This window comes from bacterium (assembly GCA_022763185.1).
Classification (GTDB): domain Bacteria; phylum Bdellovibrionota_G; class JALEGL01; order JALEGL01; family JALEGL01; genus JALEGL01.
Window position 1 is genome coordinate 55927 of sequence record JALEGL010000006.1, and the last position, 15566, is coordinate 71492.

A 15566-nucleotide genomic window follows, 5' to 3' on the forward strand; every position below is an offset into this window, starting at 1 on the left:
CCTAAAATATGCTTAATGTTGTTCATGTCAAACAATAAAAAAGAGCCATTCAATTTAGATATCAGAAAAGATAGAGTTTTTGCGCTTGGATTTCAAGGTTTACGAGCATTGGCCATTTCAATAGAAGTGGAAGTAAAACGGGGCATGCCCAAGTTTAATATCATTGGTTTAGCACAAAACGCTGTTTTGGAGGGGAAAAGCAGAGTGAGTACAGCCTTGGCGCAAGTTGGTATTAATTGTGCGGAGTACAGCATAACGGTGAACTTGATGCCAGCAGCAATTAAAAAAGACGGTACATTATTGGATCTAGCTATTGCGGTGGCGATTTTATCGGCTTTGGGAAGAGTCCATAAACATGCACTTGAAGACAGTCTGTTTTTAGGTGAACTGTCACTCAAAGGTGAGGTTTTACCTGTTCAGGGAGCTATGGCAGCGAGTTTGTTTGCAGCTGAACAGGGTTATAAAAAGCTATTTTTGGCGTCTGAAAATCAAACACCCATGTCCTATTTTAAAGATACATTAAGTATTGTTGGCGTATCATCCTTACAAGACTTGATTGAAGTGTTGGCAGAAAGCAAAACAGGCCAAGCCCTAAAAACAGTTCCAGTTAAAACGCGCAAAAACTATTACTGGCATGATATTAAGGGTCAACACAAAGCCAAAAGAGCTTTACAAATTGCAGTTGCGGGTGAACATAATGTTTTATTGTTAGGGCCTCCTGGTGTGGGTAAAAGTTTTATGGCCAAGCGTATCAATGCTATTTATCCAGCTCCGAGTATAAAGGAACAAAAGGAAATCTTAAAAATTAAAAGTTTTACAAAGCCGCACGCAGAACATTATGATGCCAGTAGGCCCTTTCAAATGCCGCATCATACTTCATCTTTAGCAGGAATGGTGGGAGGTGGCAGGCCTTTTAGTATGGGAGAGTTTACACGGGCTCATAAAGGTATTCTGTGTTTGGATGAAATTACTGAATTTCGTAGAGATATCTTGGAGAGTTTGCGTGAAGCTTTGGAAAATCATGAAATATCTGTGGTCAGAAGTGAAGGTCACTTCACCTTACCCTCAGAGTTTATGTTGGTAGGCACCAGTAATTTATGTCCTTGCGGTGGGCGAGGAGAGAATAAAGCTTATTGTCAATGCAGTTATAGAGAGATTCAAAAATACATGGATAAACTATCCAAACCCATTCGTGAACGTATTGATATGATCATTTATATCCCTAAAATTTCATGGACAGATGTGAAACAAGATCAAAAGCAATTTGAAGATGATCAATCCATTGCAACAAGCATAGTCTCTGCTAGGGAAAAACAACAACAGCGTTATAAAAAAGCAAAGAAACAAAGCAACGCAAGAGTAAATAGCCAATTGTTTTGGCAGAAAAATCCGGTTTCTTTAGCTATTGATCAGCAAGTGGAACGCTGGACACAGAAAAATTTATTGTCTTTTAGGAGGGTAGAGAAAATGCTGAGAGTTGCACGCAGTATTGCCGACTATGAAAAAAGTCAAACCGTAGAGCTTAAGCATGTTTATGAGGCTTATAGCTATCAGCATTGGCCCAAGTTGGAGTGAAAAAGCATTTGACACACTGCATTTTATTGCATAAATCTTGATGCATGATGATGGAAACACTTAAAAAAACCGCGACAATCGTAATATTATTAATCACCTGTCAGGTTATGGCTCAGACAGTCAACGCACCCATCTATGGCGTAGATATTCCTTATCCAAGCCATTCACCTTTAACGGAAGATCAAGTGATCGTTCAAGCCATTGGTCCTGTGGATAACTATTTGATTGCGCACTTTAACCGTCCCATTGTTGATAGAGATAGTGACTGCACGATTAAAGCCCAAAAGAACGGAAAACCTTATTATTCCTTGGTTTTTTCTAACTGTGAGAAACTTTATGGTGAGCTTACATCTATACCGGTTTCTGGTTGGAGAAAGCTTGCAGTTGCCAGAGAAAATCAACGAGAGTTTGTAACTAAAAATCAATACTCGAAGCGGGTTTACTCGCACTTAAACAGTTGTGGAAGCTATGATCAATGTAGTCAAACTGTTGAATATACCCTGTTGTTTAGTGACAACAGTATCCTTAATAATGCAAGTGGTGAAGTACAAAACCTTAACAATTATCAACTAAATGTTATGGTTATAATTACTCAAAATTATTGGGATATGATCACCGATGAACCTATCATTGGAAGGCTACCCAAAAAGCAATATGGTCCCGCTTCAGTAGAGACAATTAACTTAGTTTTAAATTATTAGTTATAACAGTTAAGAGGGCTACCGGTTTTTTCGATAGGGATGTCAAATCATCGTCTTTATTTTTTTTGATATTATTCTGTTGGGTAAGCTGCATATTTATTGTTTTGAGCGCTTGACGAAAGTCATAAATTTATAGATAAGTGTTGCATGCTTGCGTACACCAATAATTTTTTACATGCATATCGTCGTAAAACCAATGAAGTATCGGTAGGAGATATTAAAATAGGCGGACAACATAAAATTGTTGTTCAGTCTATGACCACAACACCCACCAAAGATACACTGGCAACCGTTGATCAAATAGAGCGGCTTAAAGATGTAGGCTGTCAGGTTGTTCGAATCACCACGCCCAACTTAAGCGAATTGGAAAACACAGTGGAAATTCGAAAAGAAATGCAAAAGCGCAATCTGCACATTCCTTTGGTGGCCGATGTTCACTTTCAACCCAAAGTCGCTTTAAGAGCGTGTGAGCTTTATGAAAAAGTCAGAATCAACCCCGGCAATTTTGCTGATAAAAAAGCCTTTAATATGGTTGAGTATACCGATGCTGCGTATCAAGAAGAGTTGGACAGAATTTATGATACCTTTTTACCCTTATTGAACAAAGCCAAAGAAAATGGTGTAGCCTTACGTATTGGCACCAACCATGGCTCTTTGTCTGATAGAATCATGAGCCGCTATGGCGATACGCCCTTAGGCATGGTGGAGTCTGCCATGGAGTTCTTGCGTATTGCCAAGAGTGAAAATTTTCATAACATTGTGCTATCCATGAAAGCCTCTAATCCGATGGTGATGATTCAAGCCTATAGGCTTTTGGTCAGTCATCTGCAGCAAAATGACATGCACTATCCTTTGCACTTGGGTGTGACTGAAGCTGGAGATGGAGAAGATGGCAGAATCAAGTCCGCCATGGGCATTGGCAGTTTGTTGGCGGATGGTCTAGGCGATACCATCAGGGTATCATTGACCGAAGACCCAGAGCATGAAATCCCGGTGGCCAAAGCTTTACTGGCTTTATATGAGCGTCCGATTGCAACAGCCAGCCAAGAAAGAGAAGTAGATAAAATGGATAACATTATTCCCAGTTGGGATATGTATCAGTACCATCGTCATGCCAGTGAAAATTATGATTTAGCTAATATCAGCTACGGACACAAACATTTGGTGAGAGCTGCAGTAGGACAGCTTAGTGAAAACAATTTGGAATTGCTCAAAGATGAAGATTACCCTATTGAAAAGGCTGTATTTAAGCTGGAGACCCCAAACGATAAAAACAACCAGCATAAAGTTATGCAAGCGTGTCAGGAAGCCAAGGTTTCTAGATGCATACGCATTCAAAGTTTGCAAATGCAGAGCTTGGATATTGCGCCGGAAGATTATGATGAGCTGAGTGTCATGGTCAGTCCAGTTTGGGGGGAAAAGCAGTATGCAAGCAAGCTATTGCCGATGATTGATAATAAACTGTTGTGGTTGCGTTTTGAATGGCTCAGTGATGTTGATCAACTGGCCAATATGGATCTTGAGTTTTTTACAAAGCATAAAATTGGTTTTGAGGTAAGAGGACACAGTTTAATTGCGATTGTTAGAAAATTAAAAGTATGGATGGACAAGCACAACATGCAGCTACCCTTACACTTGGTGTATGTCGGGGAAGAAAAACACAACAAAGAAGCCACGCAACTCAAAGCTGCTGTAGAACTTGGCGCGTTGTTATGTGAGGGCTTGGGAGACTCGGTTGAAGTAGAGAGTGTTTTTGGTGCACAGTTCAATCGTGACCTTTGTTATTTGGTTTTACAAGCTTCACGTTTACGGATGACTAAAACCGATTTTATAGCCTGCCCATCATGTGGAAGAACCTTGTTTGATTTACAAGAAACCACGGCAAGAATACGCAGTAAAACAGGGCATCTTAAGGGTTTAAAAATTGCCATTATGGGTTGTATTGTGAATGGTCCTGGAGAGATGGCCGATGCTGATTTTGGTTATGTAGGTTCTGGTCCAGGTCATATTAATTTATACGTGGGAAAAGAATGTGTAAAACGCAGTATTCCCAGTGATAAAGCCGATGAAGAATTGATTGCGCTTATCAAAGCGCACAATAAATGGATAGAGCCCAGAGCTTAGAGGGTGATGGATCAACAAAAGATCTCTGGTCACGCTTGGGATCTTCTTCAACAAGCTGTGTTACTTTCTTTTTCGAATCCAGGGCAAAGTTTTGCCTTTGCAAAAAAAAATATTCTTGGATCACGTCAGCTGCATTCCAGTGAGCGGCGTCATCTGAGCAATTTGTTTTTTGATTGTATACGCTGGCGCCGGAAACTATGGGGCGATATTGCACCCAGTCAAATGAATTGGACCTTGATAGAAAAAAAACTAAATGAAACCAAGGTCATGAAAGAATCATTTGACTATGTGTATTGGTCTAAACAAGCTTTAGATAAAGTAGCCATTGAAGTTTCTTTTCCGACTTGGCTTTTACAATTGTGGGTGTCGCAGTTTGGTTTTGAACCCAGCATAGATTTGGCTTTGGCTATGAACGAGCCAGCCAAAGCGGTTTTTAGAGTGAATACGCTTAAAACCGATAGAGATTCTGTTTTAGAGTTTTTAAAGGCAGAAAACATTGCCGCAAAAGCAGGAGCTTACTCACCTTGGGCCATTGAACTGGAACAAAGAACCAATATCAAACATCACCGTGCCTATAAAAATGGATGGTTGGAACCGCAAGATGAAGCCAGTCAGCTCTGTATATTAAAAATGGATTTGCCTAAGCACGCTAAAGTACTCGATGCCTGTGCGCGAACAGGTGGAAAAAGTTTTGCTATGTCGGCACTTTTAGAAAACAGTGGAGAAATTTTAGCCACAGATTGTGATAGCCGTGTTTTAGAGAAGCTGAGTCAAAGAGCCAAGCGTTTGGGCGTTAAGAATGTTCAAACTCAATGGGTAGGGCAAGATGACCCTAAGCCTATTGTTGGACAAAAAGTATTTGACCAGGTGCTGGTTGACTCACCGTGTTCGGGTTTAGGAACGCTTCGTCGCAACCCTATAGCAAAATGGACCATGACTCCAACTTGGGTTGAATCTTTTCCTAAATTACAAAAAACAATATTGAGCCGTTATAGCCAATATGTAAAAGATGGCGGTAGCTTATTTTATGTTACCTGCTCGCTGAATAAAAATGAAAATGAAAAAGTGTGCAATGACTTTTTATTGAAGCATCATCATTTTATTACACAAGGTGAGCCTGTGTATTTTAGACCGGACACAGACGGAACAGATGGTTTTTTTATGCAAAAATTTGTTAAAGCCGTCAAAGATTAACTTGTGGTCATAAACTTGCCAGCTGAGGGAGCAAATGCTAGTCAGTAGGCATGGATTTTTCAAAATTATCGTTTGACAGTGTAGAAGCCAATAAAGAATGGATGCTTGAGTTAAGCATAAAGTATGGTGTAAAAATACTTTTAGCCATTGGCTTGCTTTTTATTGGTTGGATGCTATCCCTTTGGGCCAGAAACACCATTAAAAAAGTCCTTGGACGAACCGCCATTGACCTTACCATTACCAAGTTTATTGCCAGTATAGTTCGTTATTTGGTTTTGGGTTTGATTTTACTTTCATGCTTGAATGTTTTTGGCATTAAAACCACCAGCATAGCTGCCATGTTAGGTGCAGCTGGTTTAGCGGTAGGTTTAGCTTTACAAGGGACCTTATCCAATTTAGCTGCCGGTTTTATGCTTTTGTTGTTTAGACCATTTAAAGTCGGTGATTTTATTGAAGCCGGTGGTGAGTCTGGAACAGTAGAAGAAATTCAAATTTTTAGCACAGTACTTAGAAATATAAGCAACGTTAAAATTACGGTGCCCAACAGCAATGTTTTTGGTTCAACCATAAAAAATTATGCAGGTTTTGAAACTAGACGCGTTGATGTTGAAGTGGGTGTTTCTTATACAGCAGATATGGATGCTACCCGTAAAGCACTGGAAGAGGCTATAGCCAAGACAAAATTAGGGTTGCAAGATCCAGCACCACAAGTGGTATTATCTGGCTTAGGAGATTCAGCAGTCAACTGGAAAGTACGTATTTGGTGTGATGTCAAAGATTACTGGGCATTGCATGAGGATATGCTTTATCAAGTTAAGACAGCTTTGGATGCAGCCAAAATAGAAATTCCTTTTCCACAAATGGACGTTCATGTAAAAAAAGAAGCTGAAACAAATTAAAATAAAGAGGTCATTGATTATGGAAAAGCAAAAGCATTCGTTTAAAGAACTTTTAATGCTGCTCTTACAGAAACGAATGTTGGTTGTTCTTTTCTTAGGGTTTTCCAGTGGTTTACCTATCATGGTCATTTATAAAACTTTAAAATTGTGGTTGCGCAGAGAAGGCATTGATTTATCCACCATAGGTTTTATGTCATTTTTAGCACTCCCATATTCTTGGAATTTTGTTTGGGCGTTTTTGTTAGATCGCTATACATTTTTTAAATCATTTGGTCGCAGAAGGGGCTGGCTGGCCATGACGCAAATTGCCTTGGCTTTGTGTTTTTTAACCTTAAGTTTTGCTCAACCGCAACAATCCTTAACCTTGATCGCCATTGCAGGCTTTTTATTGTGCTTTTTTAGTGCTACGCATGACGTTGCGGTGGATGCTTATCGAAATGAAATTTTAGATGAGAGTGAGCTGGGTGTGGGTGCATCGTTTGGGGTTTATGGTTATCGTCTAGCGATGTGGGTGGCCAGTGGATTTTGTATCTGGATTGTTGATGCAGATACTTGGAACTGGACTTTTAATCAAATGTTTCGTTTGTTATCTTTCTTTGCTCTTTTAGGTGTATTGGTGACCTTGTGGGCAGATGAGCCAGAGAATTACAATAAGAAGGTATCTTCATTAACCCAAGCGGTTGTTCACCCTTTTCTTGATTTTTTCAAACGTGAATCTTCAGTTCTAATCTTGTTATTTATCTTACTGTACAAATTTGGTGATGCAATATGTGGATCGATGACCTCTCCTTTCTATGCAGATTTGGGGTACAGTAATAAAGACATTGGTGCAATTAGCTCTACGGTAGGTTTCTTCTCCTCCATGGCAGGTCTTTTTATTGGCGGAGGTGTGATTTATCGCTTTGGTTATAAGGCCGGCTTATGGGTTGGCGGAATCTTACAAGCTCTATCTACAGGGGCGTATGCAATCTTAGCCTATGTTACAACAAAAATGGTGTTCGCGGGGGTTGTTTTTTTTGAAGACATGTCCAGTGGCATCGGTACAGCAGCTTTGGTGGCTTTAATGGGCAAGTTAACCAATAAAAGCTTTACTGCCAGCCAATATGCTTTATTTGCAAGTCTGGCTTCTTTTGGACGCACATTTTTTTCTGGTTTCGCCGGACAGTTGATTGAATACATGCAAGTCAATACATTATTGAATGTTCAACATGCTGGCTATGCGCAGTTTTTTATCAGTGGAATGCTGATGGCTATACCGGGTTTGATATGTCTTTATCTCTTGGGTAAGCGAACAGATGAAGTTTTAAAATAAAGCTTTAAGCTTATTTTATCTGCCGGCAAATCTGAATAAAACTATACGCTTAAAAATTGATCTGCTATTTTGTCAGGATGAAAAAAACCTCCAAGCGACAGCTCGACAAGTTTTATGAAAATGAGCATTTTATTCATTCACGCGAAGCAAGACCGGTTAGGATTTTATCAGAGTATTTAGGGCCTGAAGAAGCTTTAGCCAAAGAAGGTGTAGAAGATACCATTGTCTTTTTTGGTTCAGCTCGCTCTGTTCCACTTAAGGAAGCAAAAAAAGAGCACAAAGCATTTTTAAATAAACTCGGCAAAAAAAAAACCACCACAAAACAAGCACAAAAAATTCACCGTTTAGAGAAAAAGGTGAAGCTGGCTCAGTACTATGAAGACGCAGTAGACTTAGCCAAACGCTTAACGCAATGGACACAGCAAACCCACGGCAAGAAACAAAAATATTATATTTGTTCTGGTGGTGGTCCAGGGATGATGGAAGCTGCCAATAAAGGAGCAAAGCAAGCCAAGGGTAGGTCCATTGGCTTGAATATTTCATTGCCTTTTGAGCCCAACAGTAATCCATATATCAGCCCAGAACTTAATTTTGAATTTCACTATTTTTTCATGCGTAAATATTGGTTTGCTTATCAGTCCAAAGCCTTGGTTATTTTTCCTGGGGGCTTTGGCACTCTAGATGAGCTAGCAGAATTAATGACCCTCATGCAAACTCAAAAAATCAAAAGAAAAATTCCGGTTCTTATTTATGGAACTGAGTACTGGAATGATGTTTTAAACATGCATGCCATGGCTGATTGGGGGACCATCAGTGATAAAGATATAGATCTCGTTTATTTTACAGACACCGTGGAAGATGCATACCAGTATCTAACAAAAGTTCTCCCGTAATAATCAAATAAATTGCTAGAGCATATATTTTGGTTGTTTTTATAAGTTGCACTGTGCTATCTGTAGATTAAGAGTTTATCCAGATCAAAGATAACTGTAACTTAGTGGGGAAAATTAAAATGAAGTGTTATCGATTTTTGCTTATTGTATTTTTTGCTGTTTCCGTGCAGGGTCAGACTTTATGGCAGAGATACGGTAAAAATATTCAATATGAAGTTGTTGAAAATATTCCGTTTGACAGTGAAGATCAAAAAATTGAGTTCCCCAATGATTCAAAACTAAGAAAAAAACTTACTCGGGATAGCACAAATTTTTTATATCAGTCATTGGTGATTGGTGATAAAGATTATGTTTTAAGAACAGTAGAAGAAAAAATAAATGAATTAAGTTCTGAGTTTGATTTATCAAATAGTGATAATCCTTTTTTAGATGCATTAAAATGGGCAGGAAAAACAGCCACTGAATTATTAGAATATGAGTTGGTGGATCAAAAAAACCCTGATGGTATAGCTTCATTAAGTGAATGTATTAAAAATGCTAAAGGCGAGTGCAATCAATATACTGGAATCATGACCATTGCATTTGATAAGATTAAAAGCCAATTTCCATCTCTTCTAAAAAATGTCTACCTATCAACAGAAAACACTGTTGATAATTTACCCAAGCATGATTATCCAACTATTTTTTACTTTACTAAGGATGTTTTATATTTTACGGACTTTGATCCAACCTATTGGGATAATGAAGATAAAGACTTTCATGCTGAAGATAACAGAAGGTTGACGGATAAAAATCAATTATTTTATATTATATTTTATAGAGATTTGGCCCAAACTTATACGGCTAGAGACTTGCTGTTTGAATTAGATGAAAAGCTTTATAATCAAAAGGTTGAATTAAACTCTTTACAAGAACATGCAAAATTTGTGAATTTGATGTTGGTCTATAAAAGATTGCACAAAAAAAATTCGGAATACAATGTCCTAAAACGTTTGATGTATTATTTTGATAAATATAATTTATTGGGTACAGAAGTAGATTTTAATTTGGAAGTTTTTTATGCAGCATGTTTAATTGAAGATATCCAGCAAGAAAAAGGTTGGGATTTAATTAAAACAGAGCAGTTAACACAGTATCTCCAAAATGTAGACAAGAGTGATTGGAATTATACTTATTTAGAGCAGCTTCGCCAGAGCAAGTTATAAGCTAATCATTTGATCGACTGTTAAGGTTTAAGTTTCTTTCATAAAGCTTATCAATGGTGTTTGGCTGAACACCCATAATAAATAATATTTTAGCAACTTGGTTGAGTAGGGCTTGTTTGTATAAACCATTTTTTTTAAAGCGTATAGATGAAGTTGTACTTAGGGCAGTGAATAAAATAGGCTTGCTGTATTGCTTTAGTCTCTTTGATAATAATGTGTCTTCAAAAATTTTAACATCGTCAAGCAAAGGTTGATGGTTTAAAAAACTCTTGTGTAAAAATATACAGTGATCAAGGTAAACAATATGCCTATATTTAAAGCGTATAGTATTGGAATACCAAGAAGTAAAATTATATAAAAAGCCAGTTTGATCAAAGCTGTGGGTGAAGCCACCCCACATGTTAGACTGTACATTTTTAAGCTGTTTAAATGCATCCATACTTAGAATAGATCGTGGATGATGTAAAACAATCACTTCACCTTTAGCATGCTTTAAACCTAAGTTTAGGCGAGCCGCACGTGAGCTGTTAGCCAGGGAAAAATAAGTTATATTTTTGTATTTTTTAATTATGCGTATTGTTTGATCACGGCTACCACCGTCTACACAAATCAGTTGAATATCTTGCATTGAGCTATAAAGATTTAGAGCCTTAGTAAAAAAAGGATTGTGTTCTTCATTGAAACAAGAAAAAATAATTGAAATCATGAGCTTTACTTTTCTTTGATATAGGGTTCAGTATGAATCAGAACATCCTGAATACCAGGCATGGTGGCTTTGATTTTATCTTCAATGCGATGGGCTAACTCATGAGCATCATAAATACTCATTTTTGGATCAACTCTGATGCTCAAGTCAACAAATGCATTGCCTTTTTTACCGCGGGTTCTGATATCATGACATTCTAAAACACCTTGAACAGAGAAGGCAATTGCATAAACATCTTCAGTGTTGATGAAAGCAGCATCTGATAAAACCAGCATTGTTTCTTTAAAAATTTTAAAGGCAGTATAAGCCAAAAATACAGCAATAAATAGAGTTAATAGAGCATCTAACCAATAAATTTTGTAATAGACACAAACCAAAGTTACTAGAACGCTTAAAGAAACCCAAAAGTCACTGGCAGTATGGTGAGCATCTGCATGTAGAATATCACTGTTGTATTCTTTCGCTTTTTTCAATTCATAGCGAGAGAGAAAAAAGTTAACAAGCATGGTAATAAGCATGATGGCAATGCCAATAGGATGAAATTTGGGCTGTGAGCCATGAATTATTTTATCAAGGGCGTGGGTAAAAAGTTCCCAGGCAGTTAAAGCAATAAGCGAAGAAATAACTAAAATGGCTAAAGTTTCAAACTTTTGATGGCCATAATGATGGTTTTCATCTTTAGGTTGAGATGCAAAGTAAACAGAAATTAAACCAATAATGCTGGCGCTGCTATCGGCAAAAGAGTGTGCGCTATCAGCCAAGACAGCCAAAGAAGATGACCATAAACCGTAAGACAGTTTTAAAACAGAAACAAAAAGATTGAGAAGTAATGCTAACCATAATACGCGCTGGCTTTTATGGTAAGAATGCATATGCATACATAAAGCTTTATCACAGGTATAGAAGCTAAGTTAAATATTTTTTTTCTCAGCGACCATTAAAAGTGTTTTTACAATAAGGTCATGGTTTGACCAGGGAATGAAATGGTTGGTATCATCCAGTAGGGTAATGTTGGCGTTTGGAACCGACATGTGCTTTTGCATATAAGTTACATTTTCAACGGGTACCAAGTTGTCTTTTTTGCCATGCAAAATGAGTATGTTTTTTTTTGCTAGCTGCTTAAGTTCTGGCTTCATTGAAACCAAATCTTGTTTGAGATGTAAAATTTCTTCATTACAGTGAATCAAGGGTTTTGGTATGAACCATTGAAAAACTTGCCATTGGGCAGGATATTGAAACCATTTGGTTTTTTCTAAATTGGGGTCTAGAGATGCTGCTAAAAAATAGAGGGTATCAATATTAAGAGTGTCGCCAAGGGTTAAGGCCATTTTGGCAATTAATGGGCCACCATAAGAATGTCCCAAAAGGGTAATTGAATAACTTGAATCAAAGTGTTTTTCAAGGATAGCATTGAGCATTTTAGCTTGTACGGCAAGGGATTCTTCTGGCCCTTGCGAAATAAACTGGCCGTACCCCGGTCTATCAACAACCAAAAGACCAAAGACTTCTTGTAGTTGTGGGTTACTCAGATATTGAGAAAAACTTTTCCAGGAGCCCGGTGATCCATGTACAAAGACCACTATTTTTTTATGTTTATGTGGATTGGAGTAGATATAACTTAGGTTTTTTTGACCGTAGCTTAACTGTTTAAATTGATTGTTTGGGTTGTTTTTCACGGAAGCAGAACTTTCATGAATTAAGTTCTGATAAGGAAAACAAGCACAAAGAAACAGTAGCATAAAAATATAAAATATAAGGTGTCGCATTTAGATCTATGTTATGACGGTTCAAGTTATTAAAAATACATACAATTGCCGGTAACTACCATGAATATATTAAATTTAAAATAAAATAACCGATGACGACTTTGTTAGCAGTAATAAAAGACTATATTGTATCCCATCCGTATTTAAGCTTATTTTTCACAACCTTTATCAGTGAAGATGCAGCTTTTTTTTATGCATTGTTTTCACATGAGCACAACAGTATCTACTTAGCGGCAGCTTATATTGGGGGTATTGTGTTTGGAGATTTAGGCTTATATTTTGCGGGCTATGGGTCAAAGCGGCTACACAGTAAATTTATTTTAAAGAAAGTTCCAGATAATTTAGAGAAGATTAAAGGTGTTGAATCCATGGATGTTTGGCTGTTGATGACGCGATTTTTACCTGGGACACGCTTGGTCACTTATACGTATCTAGGCTACCAAAATTATTCAGTGTCAAGGTTTATAGGTATTTTATCTTTAGCCACATTTTTTCAAATCAGTATGGGTTTTGCATTTGTTACTTTTTTTGCGCAGCATTTTAATGCTGAACAGTGGACACATAAAACACTGATTGCTTTAAGCGCCATGCTGTGTAGCATAGTTGTCTTTAAAACAATCATTTTTATATTGAAATGGAAAGAACTGAGTTTTGATGCATTTAAAGTGAAGCGGATAGCTTTTTACCGATTAATTTACAAAGAGTTTTGGCCATCACTTTGGATGTACGGCATGATGCTGCCTTACTTTATATATCTAACCATAAAATATAGAGGAATCAGTTATTTTCTTTATTGTAATCCCGCTATTTGCAACAGTGGTATTGTTGGAGAAAGTAAAAATGATCTGGATAAAATACTGCAAGCTATTCCCAAGAAGTTTTTATTGGCGCAGTGTATGATTGAAAAAAATAAAAACTATCAACTTTCAGAAATCATTGGTTTGATGAGAGAACATGATATTGGCTTTCCTTGTTATGTTAAACCAGTAGTTGGTCATAGAGGACTAATGGTAAAAAAAATAAACACTAAAGAAGAATTAAAACAATACAAGGATAATTCAACGTTCAGTTTTCTTATTCAAGAAATGTCAACTGCAAAACAAGAGATGGGTTTGTATTTTATGAAAAATAAAAACAGTTTTGATATTTTTTCTATAACCGACAAACAATTTCCTTATGTGATTGGTGATGGAAAAAAGCAATTAAAGCAGCTTGTCATGCAAGATAGTTATTTAAAGTTATTTGCACCCAATTATTTTAAGAAACATTGGAAAAAATGGAATAGGGTTTTAGATGATAAAGAAAAGTTTTTCTTAACAGAAGAGGGTAATCATAACCAGGGTTGTATTTTTAAAAATGGTGCACACTACAATAATAAAAAACTTAAAAACATATTGAATACTATTTTAAACAATGTTGAGGGAATTAATATTGGAAGATTTGACTTAAAATATAATTTAAAAGCCAATGAAATTGATGAGGAGAGTATAAAAATTATTGAGCTCAATGGAGGGAGTGCTGAGCCAACACATATTTATGACAAGGATACAAGCTTTTATGAAATGTTTTCAAGTCTTTGCCAACAATACAACTATATGTCTAGGGTAGGAAAAGAAAATTATGCTCAATTTCAACATCAGTGGAATTTAAGGTCTTTTTTAAAAGATTGGTTCAATTATATCAAAATAACCAAAAAATATTAAGATATCTCTAAAATTTCAAGAGCCGTATTTTCTATCATTTTAAATAATTGATGCAATTGATCTTGGGTCATATGAGGGTTAGCTAAAATTAAGCGAATAATTAAGTCATCCCCAATATAAGCATAATTGATCATGGCTTGACCTGAATGTAATAGCTTTGTGCGTATGGCAAGGTTCAAGGCATTGTTTTGTTCTTGTGTTTGTTCTGGATGAATATATTGAAAACAAATATTGAGAGACTCCACTGGACCAAATAGTCTAAACTGAGGGTGTTCTTGCACACAGTTAGCAAAAAATTCTGCTTGTTTAAAAAGCCCATCAATATGATCATGTAGACCGTCATGTCCTAAGGCTTGCCAAGTTAGATATAATTTCAAAGCATCAACTTTGCGTCCACACTGGATGGAGATAGGCCCTAAGTTATACTCAGCTTCTGTATCTCTATAGATATATTTATCAGATGTTCCGTGGTTATGTGCTTTGGCTAACATGCCTTTTTCTCTAAATAAAAGCATGGCGCACATGAGTGGAAGGCCCAGCATTTTATGGGCATCCCAAGCTAAAGAGTCTGCACGTTCCAAGCCTTGCATAAGGTTTTTATGTTGTTTGTGCCATAAAACCGATGCTCCCCATGCCCCATCCGCATGCAACCATAGTTTGTATTGTTCAGTTACGTCAGCAATGGCATTGATAGAATCAAAAGCTCCTCTGACAGTAGTACCTGTAGTTGCAGAGACAAAAAAAGGTGTTTGTTTTTTCTGTAAACTCTTTTCAATGCATTCTTGTAAATGCGTTACATCCATTTTTCCATTGTCTAGAGTATTGATTTTATAAATATTGTTGATGCCAAGGCCAATAACATTGGCAGCTTTGGCAAAAGAATAATGGGCATCTTTAGACACAAACATACTCAAGTTATGCTTATAGCCATCTGTAGCAATGCTTGCGTCAAAGTGATTTCTTGCTGCCAATAACGCAGATAAGTTTGATGCGCTACCGCCAGTGGTGAAAATCCCTTCACCCTGGTTAAAATCGGCTAAATTTAAACATTCGGTAATAACTTTTTTTTCTACCAAGGTTGCAATGGGTGCGGTTTCATAGGTGTACATAGAAGTATTAAAGGCAGTGCTGACCATTTCCGCTAAAAAAGAAGGAAAAGAAAACCCCGACCATAGTTGGTTGGCAAAGTAAGGATGGTAAGTTTTTGCACTGTTATCAATATAGGTTTTGATTTGATCAAAAAGTTGTTCAGCTTTGAGACCAGTTTGCGGCAGATCCAAACTTATTTTTTCTTGCCTTTCTTGCGGTGATAGATAATCAATTATGGCTGTTGGTTTATCAAAGCTTAAGCTCTCATGAATTAAATTGAGAACTTTTTGTGTTAATTCTAGATCAAAATGCTGTTGCATGCGCTTGTCATAACAGAAAAAGAATCAGAGGTCACTTCATTCCAGGGTATTTATCGGACCTATACTACAGTGCTGTATA

Annotated in this window: 13 protein-coding genes; 9 read left to right on the forward strand and 4 right to left on the reverse strand. The window is 37.1% G+C overall.

Annotated elements, in window-relative coordinates; translation table 11 throughout:
• Positions 1–24 precede the first annotated feature (24 nt).
• From MRY82_02920 to MRY82_02955, 8 genes are all read left to right on the forward strand, one after another.
• The gene (locus tag MRY82_02920; GenBank protein MCI5071882.1) at positions 25–1575 is read left to right on the forward strand and encodes a YifB family Mg chelatase-like AAA ATPase; all 1551 of its coding nucleotides are present in this window, start codon (positions 25–27) and stop codon (positions 1573–1575) included.
• A gap of 44 nt (positions 1576–1619) precedes the next feature.
• Positions 1620–2276 (forward strand): hypothetical protein, encoded by a 657-nt coding sequence (locus MRY82_02925; protein ID MCI5071883.1) that lies wholly within the window; start codon positions 1620–1622, stop codon positions 2274–2276.
• Positions 2277–2423: 147 nt separating this feature from the next.
• On the forward strand, positions 2424–4400 hold the full coding sequence (ispG, locus tag MRY82_02930; GenBank protein MCI5071884.1) for a (E)-4-hydroxy-3-methylbut-2-enyl-diphosphate synthase: 1977 nt from the start codon (positions 2424–2426) through the stop codon (positions 4398–4400).
• A 6-nt stretch (positions 4401–4406) separates the two neighbouring features.
• Entirely contained in the window at positions 4407–5594 is a 1188-nt protein-coding gene (locus MRY82_02935) for a hypothetical protein (GenBank protein ID MCI5071885.1), read from the forward strand.
• A 50-nt stretch (positions 5595–5644) separates the two neighbouring features.
• The gene (locus MRY82_02940; protein ID MCI5071886.1) at positions 5645–6493 is read left to right on the forward strand and encodes a mechanosensitive ion channel; all 849 of its coding nucleotides are present in this window, start codon (positions 5645–5647) and stop codon (positions 6491–6493) included.
• Positions 6494–6512: 19 nt separating this feature from the next.
• Positions 6513–7805 (forward strand): MFS transporter, encoded by a 1293-nt coding sequence (locus MRY82_02945; GenBank protein MCI5071887.1) that lies wholly within the window; start codon positions 6513–6515, stop codon positions 7803–7805.
• A 77-nt stretch (positions 7806–7882) separates the two neighbouring features.
• On the forward strand, positions 7883–8698 hold the full coding sequence (locus MRY82_02950; protein ID MCI5071888.1) for an LOG family protein: 816 nt from the start codon (positions 7883–7885) through the stop codon (positions 8696–8698).
• Between the two features lie 119 nt (positions 8699–8817).
• Entirely contained in the window at positions 8818–9903 is a 1086-nt protein-coding gene (locus MRY82_02955) for a hypothetical protein (GenBank protein ID MCI5071889.1), read from the forward strand.
• Position 9904: 1 nt separating this feature from the next.
• Here the strand turns inward: MRY82_02955 and MRY82_02960 are convergent, their stop codons facing one another.
• Genes MRY82_02960 through MRY82_02970 form a run of 3 tightly spaced genes read right to left on the reverse strand, consistent with a single transcriptional unit; the run spans position 9905 to position 12285 of the window.
• Positions 9905–10609 (reverse strand): glycosyltransferase, encoded by a 705-nt coding sequence (locus MRY82_02960; GenBank protein ID MCI5071890.1) that lies wholly within the window; start codon positions 10607–10609, stop codon positions 9905–9907.
• A gap of 5 nt (positions 10610–10614) precedes the next feature.
• Entirely contained in the window at positions 10615–11487 is an 873-nt protein-coding gene (locus tag MRY82_02965) for a cation diffusion facilitator family transporter (GenBank protein ID MCI5071891.1), read from the reverse strand.
• Positions 11488–11520: 33 nt separating this feature from the next.
• The gene (locus MRY82_02970) at positions 11521–12285 is read right to left on the reverse strand and encodes an alpha/beta hydrolase (GenBank protein ID MCI5071892.1); all 765 of its coding nucleotides are present in this window, start codon (positions 12283–12285) and stop codon (positions 11521–11523) included.
• Between the two features lie 182 nt (positions 12286–12467).
• On the opposite strand from MRY82_02970, the gene MRY82_02975 reads away from it, so the two are divergent.
• Positions 12468–14078 (forward strand): hypothetical protein, encoded by a 1611-nt coding sequence (locus MRY82_02975; protein MCI5071893.1) that lies wholly within the window; start codon positions 12468–12470, stop codon positions 14076–14078.
• On the opposite strand, the gene MRY82_02980 is transcribed toward MRY82_02975, so the two are convergent.
• Positions 14075–15487, reverse strand: a complete 1413-nt coding sequence (locus tag MRY82_02980) for a pyridoxal-dependent decarboxylase (protein ID MCI5071894.1) — start codon at positions 15485–15487, stop codon at positions 14075–14077. The two genes, MRY82_02975 and MRY82_02980, sit on opposite strands and share 4 nt — an antisense overlap.
• Positions 15488–15566: the final 79 nt, after the last annotated feature.

What these genes read in the sequence shown, in the direction of transcription:
- MRY82_02920 (MCI5071882.1), top strand. Translation starts at nt 25, where the DNA reads ATGTCAAACAATAAAAAAGAGCCATTCAATTTAGATATCAGAAAAGAT.
- MRY82_02925 (MCI5071883.1), top strand. Translation starts at nt 1,620, where the DNA reads ATGATGATGGAAACACTTAAAAAAACCGCGACAATCGTAATATTATTA.
- ispG (MCI5071884.1), top strand. Translation starts at nt 2,424, where the DNA reads ATGCTTGCGTACACCAATAATTTTTTACATGCATATCGTCGTAAAACC.
- MRY82_02935 (MCI5071885.1), top strand. Translation starts at nt 4,407, where the DNA reads ATGGATCAACAAAAGATCTCTGGTCACGCTTGGGATCTTCTTCAACAA.
- MRY82_02940 (MCI5071886.1), top strand. Translation starts at nt 5,645, where the DNA reads ATGGATTTTTCAAAATTATCGTTTGACAGTGTAGAAGCCAATAAAGAA.
- MRY82_02945 (MCI5071887.1), top strand. Translation starts at nt 6,513, where the DNA reads ATGGAAAAGCAAAAGCATTCGTTTAAAGAACTTTTAATGCTGCTCTTA.
- MRY82_02950 (MCI5071888.1), top strand. Translation starts at nt 7,883, where the DNA reads ATGAAAAAAACCTCCAAGCGACAGCTCGACAAGTTTTATGAAAATGAG.
- MRY82_02955 (MCI5071889.1), top strand. Translation starts at nt 8,818, where the DNA reads ATGAAGTGTTATCGATTTTTGCTTATTGTATTTTTTGCTGTTTCCGTG.
- MRY82_02960 (MCI5071890.1), bottom strand. Translation starts at nt 10,609, where the DNA reads ATGATTTCAATTATTTTTTCTTGTTTCAATGAAGAACACAATCCTTTT.
- MRY82_02965 (MCI5071891.1), bottom strand. Translation starts at nt 11,487, where the DNA reads ATGCATATGCATTCTTACCATAAAAGCCAGCGCGTATTATGGTTAGCA.
- MRY82_02975 (MCI5071893.1), top strand. Translation starts at nt 12,468, where the DNA reads ATGACGACTTTGTTAGCAGTAATAAAAGACTATATTGTATCCCATCCG.
- MRY82_02980 (MCI5071894.1), bottom strand. Translation starts at nt 15,487, where the DNA reads ATGCAACAGCATTTTGATCTAGAATTAACACAAAAAGTTCTCAATTTA.